At 72.2% G+C, this 14,105-nt stretch carries 13 protein-coding genes; 5 read left to right on the top strand and 8 right to left on the bottom strand.

The features are described 5' to 3' along the window. Nucleotides 1-31: 31 nt before the first annotated feature. Complete coding sequence (locus B072_RS0121955; protein WP_026246143.1) at nucleotides 32-1,528, top strand: MFS transporter; 1,497 nt, start codon at nucleotides 32-34, stop codon at nucleotides 1,526-1,528. Between the two features lie 112 nt (nucleotides 1,529-1,640). Beyond that, a complete protein-coding gene (locus B072_RS49250) occupies nucleotides 1,641-2,255 on the top strand; it encodes a DUF6332 family protein (protein ID WP_234018898.1) in 615 nt (204 codons plus the stop codon). A 45-nt stretch (nucleotides 2,256-2,300) separates the two neighbouring features. Here B072_RS49250 and B072_RS0121965 read toward each other — a convergent pair whose 3' ends face one another. From B072_RS0121965 to B072_RS0121975, 3 genes are read right to left on the bottom strand one after another with little or no spacing between them, the layout of a single operon-like run. Beyond that, the gene (locus B072_RS0121965; RefSeq protein WP_018532135.1) at nucleotides 2,301-2,966 is read right to left on the bottom strand and encodes a response regulator transcription factor; all 666 of its coding nucleotides are present in this window, start codon (nucleotides 2,964-2,966) and stop codon (nucleotides 2,301-2,303) included. Continuing rightward, complete coding sequence (locus tag B072_RS43730; RefSeq protein ID WP_051127260.1) at nucleotides 2,963-4,252, bottom strand: sensor histidine kinase; 1,290 nt, start codon at nucleotides 4,250-4,252, stop codon at nucleotides 2,963-2,965. Before B072_RS43730 ends, B072_RS0121965 begins: the two co-directional genes overlap by 4 nt. Nucleotides 4,253-4,304: 52 nt before the next feature. Beyond that, entirely contained in the window at nucleotides 4,305-6,476 is a 2,172-nt protein-coding gene (locus B072_RS0121975) for an MMPL family transporter (protein ID WP_018532137.1), read from the bottom strand. Between the two features lie 321 nt (nucleotides 6,477-6,797). On the opposite strand from B072_RS0121975, the gene B072_RS0121980 reads away from it, so the two are divergent. Next, nucleotides 6,798-7,568, top strand: a complete 771-nt coding sequence (locus tag B072_RS0121980) for an AfsR/SARP family transcriptional regulator (protein ID WP_078506533.1) — start codon at nucleotides 6,798-6,800, stop codon at nucleotides 7,566-7,568. A 15-nt stretch (nucleotides 7,569-7,583) separates the two neighbouring features. Here the strand turns inward: B072_RS0121980 and B072_RS0121985 are convergent, their stop codons facing one another. Continuing rightward, a complete protein-coding gene (locus tag B072_RS0121985) occupies nucleotides 7,584-8,315 on the bottom strand; it encodes a TetR/AcrR family transcriptional regulator (protein ID WP_018532139.1) in 732 nt (243 codons plus the stop codon). Nucleotides 8,316-8,460: 145 nt separating this feature from the next. On the opposite strand from B072_RS0121985, the gene B072_RS0121990 reads away from it, so the two are divergent. After that, a complete protein-coding gene (locus B072_RS0121990) occupies nucleotides 8,461-8,919 on the top strand; it encodes a nitroreductase family deazaflavin-dependent oxidoreductase (protein WP_018532140.1) in 459 nt (152 codons plus the stop codon). 48 nt (nucleotides 8,920-8,967) lie between these two features. On the opposite strand, the gene B072_RS0121995 is transcribed toward B072_RS0121990, so the two are convergent. The 3 genes from B072_RS0121995 to B072_RS0122005 all read right to left on the bottom strand — a co-directional run bounded on the left by B072_RS0121995 (nucleotide 8,968) and on the right by B072_RS0122005 (nucleotide 11,419). Further along, nucleotides 8,968-9,666 carry a class F sortase gene (locus B072_RS0121995; RefSeq protein ID WP_018532141.1) on the bottom strand — a complete coding sequence of 233 codons (699 nt, stop codon included), beginning with the start codon at nucleotides 9,664-9,666 and terminating at the stop codon, nucleotides 8,968-8,970. 21 nt (nucleotides 9,667-9,687) lie between these two features. Beyond that, nucleotides 9,688-10,095, bottom strand: coding sequence for an excalibur calcium-binding domain-containing protein (locus B072_RS49255; protein WP_018532142.1), 408 nt, complete (start codon nucleotides 10,093-10,095; stop codon nucleotides 9,688-9,690). Nucleotides 10,096-10,228: 133 nt separating this feature from the next. After that, on the bottom strand, nucleotides 10,229-11,419 hold the full coding sequence (locus B072_RS0122005) for a geranylgeranyl reductase family protein (protein WP_026246146.1): 1,191 nt from the start codon (nucleotides 11,417-11,419) through the stop codon (nucleotides 10,229-10,231). Between the two features lie 175 nt (nucleotides 11,420-11,594). On the opposite strand from B072_RS0122005, the gene B072_RS0122010 reads away from it, so the two are divergent. Next, nucleotides 11,595-12,956 carry a dipeptidase gene (locus B072_RS0122010; RefSeq protein WP_018532144.1) on the top strand — a complete coding sequence of 454 codons (1,362 nt, stop codon included), beginning with the start codon at nucleotides 11,595-11,597 and terminating at the stop codon, nucleotides 12,954-12,956. 21 nt (nucleotides 12,957-12,977) lie between these two features. Here B072_RS0122010 and B072_RS0122015 read toward each other — a convergent pair whose 3' ends face one another. Further along, complete coding sequence (locus tag B072_RS0122015; protein WP_018532145.1) at nucleotides 12,978-14,105, bottom strand: P1 family peptidase; 1,128 nt, start codon at nucleotides 14,103-14,105, stop codon at nucleotides 12,978-12,980.

The following is a 14,105-nucleotide window of genomic DNA, read 5'->3' on the forward strand; positions in this document are numbered from 1 at the left end:
AGTCAATGCATGTGCATGTAGTCTCCTCGGCATGACTTCTCCGCTCACCACCGCTCCGCCCGTCCCGGATGCTTCCCCGGAGCGCTGGTCCCCTCGCCTGTGGGGGACACTGCTCGTGCTGTGCGCCGCGATGTTCCTGGACGCGCTCGACGTCTCGATGGTCGGTGTCGCGCTGCCGTCCATCGGCTCCGAGCTCGGCCTGTCGACGGCGACCCTCCAGTGGGTCGTCAGCGGCTACATCCTCGGCTACGGAGGACTGTTGCTGCTCGGCGGCCGTGCGGCCGACCTGCTCGGGCGGCGCCGCGTCTTCCTGATCGCGCTCGGCGTCTTCGCGCTCGCCTCGCTGCTCGGCGGGCTCGTCGACTCCGGCCCGCTGCTCATCGCGAGCCGCTTCATCAAGGGTCTGAGCGCCGCGTTCACGGCACCGGCCGGCCTGTCCATCATCACGACGACGTTCGCCGAGGGCCCGGTCCGCAACCGCGCCCTGTCCATCTACACCACCTGCGCCGCCACCGGCTTCTCCATGGGCCTCGTCCTCTCCGGCCTCCTGACACAGGCCAGCTGGCGCCTGACCATGCTGCTGCCCGCGCCGATCGCGGTGATCGCGCTGCTGCTCGGCCTGAAGCTGATCCCGCACAGCTCCAAGGAGGAGAACCACCGCGGCTACGACATCCCCGGCGCCGTCACCGGCACCCTGTCGATGCTGCTCCTCGTCTTCACGGTGGTGCAGGCACCGGAGGCCGGCTGGGGCTCACCGCGCACGCTGCTCTCCTTCCTCGCCGTGGCCGTGCTCCTCGTCGCCTTCGTCCGCATCGAACGGCGCTCGCCCTCGCCACTGATCCGGCTCGGCGTGCTGCGCTCGGGTTCACAGGTGCGGGCCCAGCTCGGCGCGATGACGTTCTTCGGCAGTTACGTCAGCTTCCAGTTCCTGGCCACGCTGTACCTGCAGTCGCTGCTCGGCTGGTCGGCGCTGAGCATGGCGCTCGCGTTCCTCCCGGCGGGCGCGCTCGTCGCCCTGTCGTCGACGAAGGTCGGCTCGATCGTGGACCGCTTCGGCACGCCCCGCGTCATCGCCGTCGGCTTCACCTTCATGGTCGTCGGCTACGCGCTCTTCCTGCGCATCAGCCTCGACCCGGTCTACGCGGCCGTCATCCTGCCCACGATGCTGCTCATCGGCGCGGCCTGCGCCCTCGTCTTCCCCTCCCTCAACATCCAGGCCACGAACGGGGTGCACGACGACGAGCAGGGCATGGTCTCGGGCCTGCTCAACACGTCCGTGCAGGTCGGCGGCGCGATCTTCCTCGCGGTGGTGACGGCCGTCGTCACCGCGAACACGCCCGCGGGGTCCTCGCCGCAAGCCGTCCTGGACAGTTTCCGTCCCGGTCTCGTGGTGGTCACGGCGGTCGCCGTGGCGGGGCTGCTGATCACCCTGACCGGGCTGCGCCCGCGCCGGACGCGCAAGACGCTCGTGGTCGCCGCGTCGGTGCCGGCCGAGGCGGACGCGGAGCACCTCGTCCTGCGCGACTGACACCGGCTCACCTTCCGCGGGGGACGGGCCCCATGGTCGACGGTCGCACCTGTCGCCCATGGGGCCCGCGTTTGCGACAATCGTCCGCATGGCGCACACGGGGGGCTCAGCCATGGACACTGCACGACCACGCAGGACACAGGCCCAGCGGGACGCGATGACCGTCGAGATCGGCTTCGCCCTGTTCACCGCAGCGCTGCTGGGCGGCGCCGTGTTCGCCCTGCTGGCCCTGCCGGCACTTGTCGGCGCCGTCTCGGGCGGCGCGCGGAGCGGGCTCGTCGCGGCGGCCGGGACGGCGGGTGCGGTGGCGTTCGTCGTCCGGGTGGTACGGGTGCTGTCACGGTTCGACCGGCACGCCGCCGCCGTGGAAGAGCTCCCGGCCGTGCACAGCTCACTGATCACCCACGCGCGCTGCCTCTACGACGACGAGTTCCGCCCCACCCCGGAGTGCGAGCTCGACCACGACGAGCGCCACTTCGTCGAGGAGCTCACCTTCGCCGACGCGGACGCTCTCATCGGCATGATGCAGGAGCTGTGCCCGCACGTGGTCGACGGCAACCTCCCCGTCTGGATCCGGAATCTGGCCTACCGACTGGCGCTGCTGCAACGACCCGACGACCCGGCGCTGCTGCGCAGGGCCGCGGACAACCTGTGGCTGCACGGCCCGGACTGGGACGACATCGCGGCCGACCTGACGCGCCGGGCCGACGCGCTGGAAGCCACCTGACCGACCGGGACGGCGCGCGCTCCCGCCCCGCCCCCGCCCCCGCCCTCAGCCGAGCCAGCCCGGCCGCACGAGCCCCGACTCGTAGGCGAGGACGACGAGTTGGGCCCGGTCGCGGGCGCCCAGCTTGACCATCGTGCGGCTCACATGGGTCTTCGCCGTGAGCGGGCTGACGACGAGGCGCCGGGCGATCTCCTCGTTCGACAGACCGATCCCGACGAGCGCCATCACCTCCCGCTCCCGCTCGGTCAGCTCGGCCAGCGACGCGACCTCCGCGGGCTCCTTGGAACGCGCTGCGAACTCGGCGATGAGCCGCCGCGTCACCCCCGGCGACAGCAACGCGTCTCCGTGCACCACGGCCCGCACCGCACGCAGGAGTTCCTCCGGCTCGGTGTCCTTGACCAGGAAGCCGGAGGCGCCGGAGCGGATCGCCTCGAAGACGTACTCGTCCAGCTCGAAGGTGGTGAGCATGACGACCTTCACCGCCCTGAGCTCCGGGTCCTCGCCGATCCGGCGGGTCGCGGCGAGCCCGTCGAGGAGGGGCATCCGGATGTCCATCAGGACGACGTCGGGACGCAGTTCGCGCACCTGGCGCACCGCTTCCTCCCCGTCGGCGGCCTCGCCGGCGACCTCGATGTCGCTCTGCGCGTCGAGGAGTGCCTTGAAGCCGGCGCGGACCAGCGACTGGTCGTCGGCGAGAAGTACGCGGATCACCGGGGGTCCTCCGAAGGCCGGCCGGGCGGGGCGGGGGGCGCCGCCGACGGGCCGAGCGGCAGTTCGGCGACGACCCGGAAGCCGCCGTCGGGGCGTGGTCCCGCCTCGATCGTGCCACCCAGGGCGGCGGCGCGCTCGCGCATTCCCGCGAGCCCGTTCCCACTGCCGCCCGCCTCGGCGTGGCTCGCGGGCCCGTCGTCGTCGACGGTCACCGTCAACACCGCCTTACCGTAACGGAGTTGAACCCCGGCGCGCCGGGACTCCGAGTGCCGTACGACATTCGTCAGCGCCTCCTGCACGATGCGGAACGCGGCGAGATCCGCGCCCGGCGGCAGCGCCGCCCGCTCCCCGCCCGTGACGACGTCGACGGTGAGCCCGGCGCCCGCCGCCTGCTCGACCAGTTCGGGCAACCGGTCGAGACCCGGCGCCGGAGCGCGCGGCGCGTCCCCGGGCGCCCGCAGGGTGTCGAGCACCTGTCGCACCTCCCCGAGCGCCTCCTTGCTCGCGGCCTTGATCGTGGTGAGGGCCGTACGCGCCTGCTCCGGATCGGAGTCGAGCAGGGCGAGCCCGACACCTGCCTGCACATTGATCACGGAGATGGAGTGGGCGAGCACGTCGTGCAGCTCGCGGGCGATCCGCAGCCGCTCCTCGTCGGCCCGCCTGCGCGCCGCCTGCTCCCGCTCGGCCCTCGCCTGTGCCCACTGCTCGCGCCGCACCCTGGCGAGCTCGGCGACGGCGACGACGGCGAGCACCCACGCCGCGACGATCCCCTCCTGCCCCCAGGGCGCGGGCCCGTCACCGGACGGCGGCAGATAGCGGTACAGCCAGTGCCCCACCACCGCGTGCCCCACCCAGAACACGCCGACGGCTCCCCATGCGGCGCGGCGGTGTCCCGCGACGATCGCCGAGAAGCACCCCAGCGCCACGGCGACGAAGATCGGCCCGTACGGATAGCCGGCGCCCACGTACACCATCGCGCACAGCGCCGTGCCGAAGGCGACCGCGACCGGGTACCGCTGCCGCCACAGCAGCTGCACCCCGGACGCGAGCAGCAACAACCGAGCGAACACGTCGAGGTCGGCGCGGTCGACCTGCCCGTGCGCGGCGAAGTGGGAGCCGATCAGCACGAACGCGGTGACCAGCACCGTGGACCGCCACGGCCACCGGCCCCCGGAGGCTCCCCGCCACCACCCGGGGCGTTCGCCCGACCACAGCGGTCGCTGCCGCCACGGTGGCCCGCCCGGGGCCCGGGCCGGGCCGCCGGCCCGTTCACGCTGCTCGTCCATGTCGCCACGCTAAGGGCCACAGGCCGCGACGGGCGTCAGCCGGGCGAGGTGATCACACGTACTCCCCGCGGAGTACGGGCTCCTCGGGCGTGGCCGGCTCCCGTATCCGCAGTCGGCGCAGGAAGACCGGCGCCCACCAGTTGGCACGCCCCGCGAGTCGCATCGTCACCGGGAGCAGCACGGTCCGGATGAGCGTGGCGTCGACGAGGATCGTCAGCGCCGTGCCGAGGCCGAGTTCCTTGAGGAAGACCACTCCCCCGGTGACGTACGACAGGAACGAGAACGCGAGGATCCCGGCCGCCGCGGTGATCAGCGGGGCACTGCGGCGTATGCCCTCGGCCACGGCCGCCCGGGTGTCCCCCGTCCGCTCGTGCTCCTCCTTGATCCGGGCCAGCAGGAACACCTCGTAGTCCATGGAGAGTCCGTAGGCGACGCAGAACATCAGCACCGGGATGCTTGGCTCGATCGACCCGGTCGCGGTGAATCCGAGGAGTCCGGAGAGCCGGCCCTCCTGGAACACCCACACCAGGCAGCCGAACATCACGGCCAGGCTGAGCAGATTGAGGACGGTGGCCTTCAGGGGCAGCAGGACGCTGCCGGTCATCAGAAAGAGGATCACGTACGTGGCCGCGAGGACGAGGCCGGCGGTGAGCGGCAGCCGGTCCAGGAGCGTGGCGCGGAAGTCGGTCGTCTCACCCGGGTAGCCACCGACCAGGGCCGCCGCGGGCGCCTCGGTGCGGCGGATCCGGTCGACGAGCGCGGGCACGTCCCCGCGCATCGCCTTCTGGGTCGGTATGACGGCGATGCGGGTGCGGGTGCCGTCGTGCGAGGTGAGTTTCGCCTGTCCGGCCGGTCCGGTGCGCTGTCCCTCGCGGTAGGCGCCGGACGGCGCGTCCACCTGGTACACACCGGGGATTCGCGACAGTCGGGACGCGTAACTCCCGCTCAGCTGCGTGGAGTTACCCGGGATGTCGAGGACGATCTGGATCGTGTCCGTGGGTTCGGCGGCGAACGTGGTGTGGACTGTCTCCGATGTCGTCCGCGACGACGTCCCCTCGGGCAGCGTCCGCTCGTCCGGCAGCCCGAACCGCAGGCCGAGTACGGGGGACGCCGCGAGCAGGAGCACGCCGACGACCGCGGCCCCGGCGAGCAGCGGCCGGCGCATGGCGGCAAGCGCGGTGCGGTGCCACAGCCCGGACGCGGCCTGCCGGGGCCGCTCCACGCGATGCCCCCAGCGAGCGAGCGCCGCCGGCAGCACGAGCACCGCGCCGGCCACCGCGGTGAGGACCACGAGGACACCGGCGTACGCGAAGGAGCTGAGGAAGAAGAACGGGAACACCAGCAAAGCGCACAGCGACACCGCGACCGTCACGCCGCTGAAGATCACCGTCCGCCCGGCCGCGGCCGTGGCCCGCACCACCGCGTCCCGCTGGGCGTGCCCGGCCGTGCGCTCCTCCCGGTAACGGTCGATGAGGAACAGGCTGTAGTCCACGCCCAGTCCGAGTCCGAGGACGAGCGCCAGGTTCGCCGCGAACGTCGACACCTCGGTGACCTGCGCGAGCAGCCGCAGCCCCGCGAGGGTGCCGAGGACCGAGAGCAGTCCGACGCCGACGGTCAGCAGGGCCGCCATTGTGCGCCGGTAGACCAGGATCAGGAGCAGCAGCACGGCGGGCAGGGCGAAGAGCTCGGCGCGCAGGAAGTCGGTGCGGGCCTGCTCGCCGACCTGCCGGGATATTTCCTCCTGGCCTCCGACGGACACGGTCAACCGGTCCGTCCGGCGGGCCAGTTCCGGCGAGAGCGTCGCCAGCTGCTCACGCGTGTCCGTCGCGTCGCCTTCCAGCCGTACGAGGATCAGCGCACGGTCGCCCTCGACGCCCCGCAGGGCGGGGCTGCGCCGGTCCCAGTAGGAAGTGACGTCCGTGACGTGGCGGGTGCGCGCGACCTCGGCCTCCAGCGCCTTCGCCGCGGCCACGGTGCGAGGCGCGTCTATGTCGCCGTCGCGCGCGGTCACCAGGAGCGCGAGGTTCGGATTGCCGGTACCGAACTCCTCGCGCAGCACGTCGGCGGCGCGCACCGATTCCGTGCCGGGCGACGACCAGCGGGCGAGACGGAGATCCTGCTGCGCGCCCGCGCCGTACGCGGCGAGGCCGAGGAGGACCAGGAGAGCGCCGATCAGCACGGCGCGGCTGTGCCGCACCGCCCAACGGGCCTGCCGAGTGAGCATGGTGGGCCCTGCTTTCATGTCGAGGCGGCACTCCAGGACGGCAGCCGCGGGAACGGGTTCGGACAGGACGTGTCCGGGTGGAACGGGTCCGGCTCCCACACTCCACACCCCCGCTGACCAACCGCTGACCGGTCACTGACCGGGCACTGACCATGCCCTGGAAGTTCCTCTGACCGTCCGCTGGAAGAACCGCCGGAAGATTCGCTGACCGTCCGCCGGAAGATCCACCGGCCGATTCACCGACTCTCCGGCGGAACTTCCGCGAACCGCCCACCGGACGGTCGATCGCACGCTCTTCCGGGCCCGCGTTACTCTCGCTGCATGACTGACGTGCGCTTCGAACTCCTCGGCCCTGTCAGGGTGTTGCACGACGCGGCAGAAGTCCCACTCGGTCCGCCGAAGCAGCGTGCCGTCCTCGCCGTGCTCCTCCTCCAGGAGGGGCGCACGATGTCGTACGGCGGACTCGTCGAAGCGGTGTGGGGCAGCACGCCCCCCGCGCAGGTGCGCAATCTCGTGCAGAAGTACGTCTCCGGTCTGCGCCGGGCACTCGCGGGGTGCCCGACCGTGTCACTCGACTGGACCGGCACCGCCTACCGCCTGACCGGAGCGCACCCCGCCGATCTGCGCGAGCGGCGTGCCCTGATGGACGCGGCGATGGCAGCCCGGGACGCGGGCGACCTGGCCACCGCGTCCGAACTGGCCGGGCGCGCCGAGGAGTTGTGGCGCGGCGACTTCGCCGAGGGCCTCGACGCCCCGTACCTGGCGGCCGAGCGACTGCGCTGGGCGGAGAAGCGACTCAGTGTCCTGGAAGCCAGGATCGCCGGGGAACTGGAACTCGGCCGGTCCTTCGAGTACGTCCACGAACTCATCAGGCTCGTCGCCCGGCACCCCCTGCGGGAACGCCCGGTGGAGCTCCTGATGACCGCGCTCTATCGGAGCGGCCGCTCCTCCGACGCACTGCTCGCCTACGAGGACGCACGGCGCCGGATCGCCGACGCGGTCGGCGCCGATCCGGGCCCGGCACTGCGCGCCCTGCACGGGCGCATCCTGCGCCAGGACCCGGAGCTGCTCACCGACACGGCGGCCGCCTGAGCCACGTCCGCGCCGCTACTTCACGAGCCCGACCCCGTGGGCGAGCTGCGCCACGGCATGGTCGAAGAAGGTGGCGCGATCCTCGACGACCCGGTTGAACTGCCCGAACAGCTCGAAGCCGACGAGCCCGTACAGCTGCGCCCACGCGGCGACCAGTGCGGCCACGGCCGCGGGCGGCAGGTCCGGCGCGAGATCGGCGGCCATCCGCTCGGCCTCGGGACGCAGTGGGGCCGGCAGCTTCGGCAGGGCCACCCCCTTGCCCTCGTACGCCTCCCGCACCAGGCCGATGAGCAGCAGGCCGACCCGGGCCGCCGCCCTGACCGTGGTGGTCGGCGCGGTGTATCCGGGCACCGGGGAGCCGTAGATGAGGGCGTACTCGTGCGGGTGCGCCAGTGCCCAATCCCGTACCGCCCGGCACACGACGACCCATCGCTCGGCGGCGGACAGCCCGCTCTCGCGGTCGGCGTCGGCGCGTTCGGCGGCTTCGCCCAGCGAGTCGTACGCGTCGATGATGAGCGCGGTCAGCAGGTCGTCCCGGCTCGGGAAGTAGCGGTACAGGGCCGACGAGACCATGCCGAGTTCGCGGGCGACGGCGCGCAGCGAGAGCTTGGCGGCGCCGTCGGCGGCGAGCTGTCTGCGCGCCTCGTCCTTGATGGCGGCGGTGATCTCCAGCCGGGCGCGAGCGCGGACCCCTTGGGTGGTGCGCGAGGCGGCCTGCTGCGGGGATGTGCTGCGGCTCGTACTCATGGGCACAGTGTTCCACGGACTTGGATCGGTGCACACGATTCGGATCGGTGCACAAAAAAGAGAGCACTGCTCTTGTCATTGAACACCAATCTCGTGCACACTGCTCTTAAGCGAGAGCAGTGCTCACACTCACCTGGGAGTCACCATGAGCGCACAGTCCGAGCCCTACTACCTCAAGGGCAGCCCGACCACCATCCGCTTCAACAAGGCCGTCGGCTGGCTGGCCCGCCGCGGCCTCAGCCTCGCGGGCTCCGCCGAACTCTCGGTACGCGGCCGTAAGAGCGGGCAGTTGCAGCGCATTCCCGTGAACCCGCACACGCACGAGGGTGAGCAGTACCTGATCTCGGCTCGCGGCCACTCGCAGTGGGTGAAGAACATGCACGCCGCGGGCGGCGGCGAGTTGCGGGTGGGGCGCAAGGTGCGCACGTTCGAGGCCGTCGAGATCGCCGACGACGACCTCAAGCGCGATGTGCTGCGCAGCTATCTGGAGCGCTGGGGCTGGCAGGTCAACGACTACTTCCAGGGCGTCACGGCCAAGTCGACGGACGAGGAACTCGCCGCCGCCTGCCCCGACCACCCGGTCTTCCGCATCACCGTCTCCTGAGCCCGCGCCGCCCGCGGCCCGGCGGTCACGCAGCCACGAGTCACCGGGTCACGCGGTCACCATGGCCGCGTACACGACCGTGTTCGCGAGATAGCGGCCGGCCGTACGGTCGTACGCGCCGCCGCAGGTGATCAGCCGCAACTGGGCGTCGGGCGTGCGGCCGTAGACGACTTCGGTGGGGAAGGCGTCCTGCGGGAACTCCATCGTGCCGAGCACTTCGAAGACGGCCGTGGTGAGGTCGGCGCGGGTGATCTCCATCCGGTCGCCGGGCCGGAGTTCCGCCAGGTTCGCGAAGACGGCGGGGCCGGTGGGCGTGTCCAGATGTCCGGCGATCACGGCAGGGCCCGACTCCCCCGGCGCGACTCCCTCACGCCACCATCCGACATCGGCGTAGCCGCCCGGAGCGGGAAGCCGGCCTTCGGAATCCAGGGACAGAGGTCCGACGGCGGTGTCGACGCCGATCGACGGAATGCGCAGGCGGATCGGGTCGGGGGCCTCGGCCTGGGGTGGAGCCGCCCGCCCGCCGGGGCGGTCGGACAGGGCGGCGGCAGCGTCGCCGGGCACGTCGCCCCGCACCGAACCGGTCACCGGCCGACCGGGGTCGGCCGCCCCGGGACCCGCCCCGGAGCCCGACGCGTCGAACCAGGTCAGCACGGAGCACACGGCGAGCAGGCCACACAGCACGGCGGCCCCGATCCAGGGCAGATCGCGGCGCTTGTCGCGGCCGGGAGGCGTCGCATCGGTCATGGCCCGCGGGTCCCGCCGTTCTCAGCCGTCCCGCCGGGCGCCACGGCGCAGCGCGACGGCAGCGCCCGCGGCGAGGACGGCCGCGGCGCCGAAGCCGATCGGAAGGCCGGCCGCGGAACCCTCCTCGGGCTCGGCGAGACCACCGGAGCCCGTCCGCACCCCGCCCTGCGGCATGCTCGCCGTGTCCGAGGACGACGTGGAGGACGAGTCCGAGGTCGACGGGTAGCCGGTGTAGTCCTCGCAGGCCTGGCCGTCCCGGTCGCGGTCGAGCCGGTCCGGATCGCCCGGGTGGGTGTCGAACCAGGCCTGGGCCTGGGCCTGGGACGAGAAGTCCGCGCAGTCCTTGTCGGCGGCGTGGGCCACCCCGGCCGTCGGGACGAGGGCGGCTCCGGCCACCGTGGGCACGAGCAGGACCGATCTCAGACGCATGATTTTCCTCCGTCGTGACAGCGTGTCGCTTGACCATCACTCAACGTAGGAAAACCGTCCGGGGTCCGCTACCTGGCGCATCCATCGGTGCCCGCCGCCGCCTGATCGGCGGGACGGGCACCACGACCGGACCTCAGCGCTCGAAGCGCGACAGCACCCGCCCCGCCATCGGATGCGACCGCACCAGCTCGCCCAGGGTCGTCGAGCCGCGGGTGATCCTCGCGAACGCGTTCCACGCCGGGCGGAACCCGGTCAGCGCCGTGTGCAGCAGGGCCGGCTTGCGCTCGAAGACGGTCATCATGCGCTTGCCGACGGCCATCTCGACGCCCAGGCCCGCCTTGATGGCGAACGCGTAGTTCAGCGCCTGGCGGCGGGCGTCGACGGCATCGTGGGACTCGGCGACGCGCACCGCCCACTCCCCCGCGAGACGGCCCGAACGCAGCGCGAACGAGATGCCTTCCCGGGTCCACGGCTCCAGCAGGCCCGCCGCGTCGCCGCAGACCAGCACGCGGCCCCGCGACAGCGGTGAGTCGTCCGCGCGGCAGCGCGTGAGGTGCCCGGAGGAGATGGAGGGCTCGAATCCGGCGAGGCCGAGCCGCGCGATGAAGTCCTCCAAGTACCGCTTGGTGGCGGCTCCTTCGCCGCGCGCCGAGATGACGCCGACGGTCAGGGTGTCGTCCTTCGGGAAGACCCAGCCGTAACTTCCGGGCATGGGGCCCCAGTCGATGAGGACGCGGCCGCGCCAGTCGTCGGCGACCGTCTCGGGCACCGGGATCTCCGCCTCCAGGCCGAGGTCGACCTGGTCGAGCTTGACCCCGACGTGTGCTCCTATCCGGCTGGCGCTGCCGTCGGCGCCGACCACGGCCCGCGCGAGGACCGTCTCGCCGTCCTGGAGCACCACCGCGACCGTCCGCCGGTCGGGCACGTCGGGGCCGTGCTGCTCGACCCTCGACACGGTGACGCCGGTGCGCAGTTCGGCGCCCGCCTTCTGCGCGTGCTCGACGAGCTGGGCGTCGAACTCGGGGCGGTTGATCAGCCCGAACAGCATGGTGCGCGAGCGGCGCGTGCGCACGTACTTGCCGTTCAGGGAGAACGTGACCGCGTTGATCCGGTCCTTGAACGGCAGGTCGAATCCCGGTGGCAGGGAATCACGCGACGGGCCGATGATGCCACCGCCGCATGTCTTGTAGCGGGGCAGTTCCGCCTTCTCCAGCAACAGCACCCGACGCCCGGCGACCGCGGCCGCGTAGGCGGCGGACGCCCCGGCCGGGCCCGCGCCCACGACCACGACGTCCCACACGTTCACGTCCTGCTCGTCGCCCATCTCGTTGCCGCCCACTGTGCTCTCGGGGTTCCCGCTGCTCACGATGGTCTTCTGCTCCGTATCCAGCCGCCTGCCGCCTGTTCCCCAGGCATCCTACGGCGGGCGACGTCGAGAACCTCTGTGGGATGATCGTCGGCACACTCTGCACAACGTCGCACCCACGAGGAGCGTGCCCATGTCGCCGCATCCGATCGCCGGAACCGTCGCCTCCCTGCTGCCCCGCGCCAAGGCGGAGCTGGCCGAACTGGTGGCCTTCAAGTCGGTGGCGGACTTCGACCAGTACCCGAAGAGCGAGAGCGAAGGCGCCGCCAACTGGGTCGCCGACGCACTGCGCGCCGAGGGATTCCAGGACGTGGCGCTGCTCGACACCCCGGACGGCACGCAGTCGGTCTACGGCTTCCTGCCCGGTCCGCAGGGCGCTCCCACCGTCCTGCTGTACGCGCACTACGACGTGCAGCCGCCGCTGGACGAGGAGGCGTGGGTGACGCCTCCGTTCGAACTCACCGAGCGGGAGGACGGCCGCTGGTACGGACGCGGCTCCGCCGACTGCAAGGGCGGCGTGCTGCTGCACCTGCTGGCGATCCGCGCGCTGAAGGCGAACGGCGGGGTGCCGGTCAACGTCAAGGTGATCGCCGAGGGTTCGGAGGAGATGGGCACCGGCGGCCTGGAGCGCTACGCCGAGCAGCACCCGGAGCTGCTGACCGCCGACACGATCGTCATCGGCGACGCGGGCAACTTCCAGTGCGGTCTGCCGACCGCGACGGCGACGCTGCGCGGCATGACGCTGGTCCGGGTCCAGATCGACACGCTTGAAGGCAATCTGCACTCCGGTCAGTTCGGCGGGGCCGCGCCCGACGCGCTCGCCGCGCTGGTCCGCGTACTGGACTCGCTGCGGGCCGAGGACGGTTCGACGACGGTCGACGGGCTGGACGCCTCCGAGGCGTGGGACGGTCTGCAGTACGAGGAGGACGCTTTCCGTTCCGACGCCAAGGTGCTCGACGGCGTGGAGCTGATCGGGGCGGGCACGGTCGCCGACCGGATCTGGGCGCGGCCGGCCGTCACCGTCCTCGGCATCGACTGCCCGCCGGTCGTCGGCGCGACGCCGTCCGTGCAGGCGGGCGCCCGCGCGCTGGTCAGTCTGCGGGTGCCGCCGGGTGTGGACGCGGCCGAGGCGACGAAGCTGCTGATGTCGCACATCGAGGCACACACCCCGTGGGGCGCCCGTGTCTCGGTCGAGCAGGTCGGCCAGGGTCAGCCGTTCCGCGCGAACACCGCGAGCCCCGCGTACGCCGCGCTGGCGGACGCGATGGCCGAGGCGTACGACGGCCAGGAGATGAGTTACGCGGGCCAGGGCGGCTCGATCCCGCTGTGCAACACCCTCGCCTCGCTCTACCCCGAGGCGGAGATCCTCCTCATCGGGCTGAGCGAGCCGGAGGCGCAGATCCACGCGGTCAACGAGTCGGTGTCTCCTCAGGAGTTGGAGCGCCTGTCCGTGGCGGAGGCACTGTTCCTGCAGAAGTACGCCGCCGCCAAGTAGCCGTTAAAGTCCCGGCCGGCCTCAGCGCCTGAGGAGCTGCCGCACCTTCTCGTGCGGCAGCCCCGGCGTCCGGTGCCCCTTGCGTCCCGTCATCTCCTCGGCGGCGCACAGCGCGTTGAGGACGGCCTCCTCGACTGCCTGCACGACGGCCTCGTAGAACGGGTCGATGCGCCCCCACGGCACGCATCGCAGGCTGTCGTACGTGTCGGCGGTCGGCTCGCCCTTCGGGAAGGTGCTGTTCAACGCGCCTTCGTTGGCGGTGGAGAACGCCAGGAAGATGTCGCCGGAGAAGTGTCCGCCGGTGGTGCCGGTGCGGCCGAGGCCGATCGGGACGCGGCGGGCCAGCGCCTTGCACTGACCGGGCAGCAGCGGTGCGTCGGTGGCGATGACGACGATGACGGATCCGGCGCCGCCGGGCATGCGTGCCCCGTCCCGCATCGGATTGTCGTCGGCCAGAGCACGGCCCATCGGCACGCCCGCGACGGTGAGTTCGCGGCGCTCGCCGAAGTTGGCCTGGACGAGGGCCCCTACGGTGTAGCGGTCGGGGCCGTGTGCGACGATCCGCGACGCGGTGCCCGAACCGCCTTTGAATCCATAGCAGTTCATGCCGGTGCCGCCGCCGACGCAGCCTTCGTCGAGCGGTCCCGACGCCGCCGCGTCGAGGGCTTCGACCGCGTGCCCGGTGCGTACGTGCGGGCCGTTGATGTCGTTGAGGTAGCCGTCCCAGGTCTCGGCGACGACGGGCAGCAGCCACTCGGCGGCCACTCCCGGATGGTGTGCGGCGATCCAGTCGATGACGCCCCGGTGGACGGTGCCGACGGCGTGGGTGTTGGTGAGGGCGACGGGGAGGCTGAGCGCCCCCGACTCCTCGATCCAGGTCGTGCCGGTCATCTCGCCGTTGCCGTTGAGGGAGTACCAGCCGGCCGCGCAGGCAGAGCCGACGCCGTCCTTGCCGCGCGGCAGCAGGGCGGTGACCCCGGTGCGCACGGCGTCGCCCTCGACGAGGGTGACGTGGCCGACCTCGACGCCGGGGACGTCGGTGATCGCGTTCCACTCCCCCGGTGTGCCGTCGAACGGGATGCCGAGGGCGCGGGCACGCGGGCGGCCGTGGGGAGTGCGCTCGTGGGGCGCGGGGTGCTCGGAGTTCAT

Origin of the sequence: Streptomyces sp. HmicA12 (assembly GCF_000373565.1) — a bacterium.
GTDB lineage: Bacteria > Actinomycetota > Actinomycetes > Streptomycetales > Streptomycetaceae > Streptomyces.

Excerpts from the sequence above, each read along its gene's own strand:
- B072_RS0121985 (WP_018532139.1), bottom strand. The coding sequence starts at position 8,315 with ATGAGTACGAGCCGCAGCACATCCCCGCAGCAGGCCGCCTCGCGCACC.
- B072_RS0121980 (WP_078506533.1), top strand. The coding sequence starts at position 6,798 with ATGACTGACGTGCGCTTCGAACTCCTCGGCCCTGTCAGGGTGTTGCAC.
- B072_RS0121995 (WP_018532141.1), bottom strand. The coding sequence starts at position 9,666 with ATGACCGATGCGACGCCTCCCGGCCGCGACAAGCGCCGCGATCTGCCC.
- B072_RS0121975 (WP_018532137.1), bottom strand. The coding sequence starts at position 6,476 with ATGCTCACTCGGCAGGCCCGTTGGGCGGTGCGGCACAGCCGCGCCGTG.
- B072_RS0122010 (WP_018532144.1), top strand. The coding sequence starts at position 11,595 with ATGTCGCCGCATCCGATCGCCGGAACCGTCGCCTCCCTGCTGCCCCGC.
- B072_RS0122015 (WP_018532145.1), bottom strand. The coding sequence starts at position 14,105 with ATGAACTCCGAGCACCCCGCGCCCCACGAGCGCACTCCCCACGGCCGC.
- B072_RS0121955 (WP_026246143.1), top strand. The coding sequence starts at position 32 with ATGACTTCTCCGCTCACCACCGCTCCGCCCGTCCCGGATGCTTCCCCG.
- B072_RS0122005 (WP_026246146.1), bottom strand. The coding sequence starts at position 11,419 with ATGGGCGACGAGCAGGACGTGAACGTGTGGGACGTCGTGGTCGTGGGC.
- B072_RS49255 (WP_018532142.1), bottom strand. The coding sequence starts at position 10,095 with ATGCGTCTGAGATCGGTCCTGCTCGTGCCCACGGTGGCCGGAGCCGCC.
- B072_RS43730 (WP_051127260.1), bottom strand. The coding sequence starts at position 4,252 with ATGGACGAGCAGCGTGAACGGGCCGGCGGCCCGGCCCGGGCCCCGGGC.
- B072_RS0121990 (WP_018532140.1), top strand. The coding sequence starts at position 8,461 with ATGAGCGCACAGTCCGAGCCCTACTACCTCAAGGGCAGCCCGACCACC.
- B072_RS49250 (WP_234018898.1), top strand. The coding sequence starts at position 1,641 with ATGGACACTGCACGACCACGCAGGACACAGGCCCAGCGGGACGCGATG.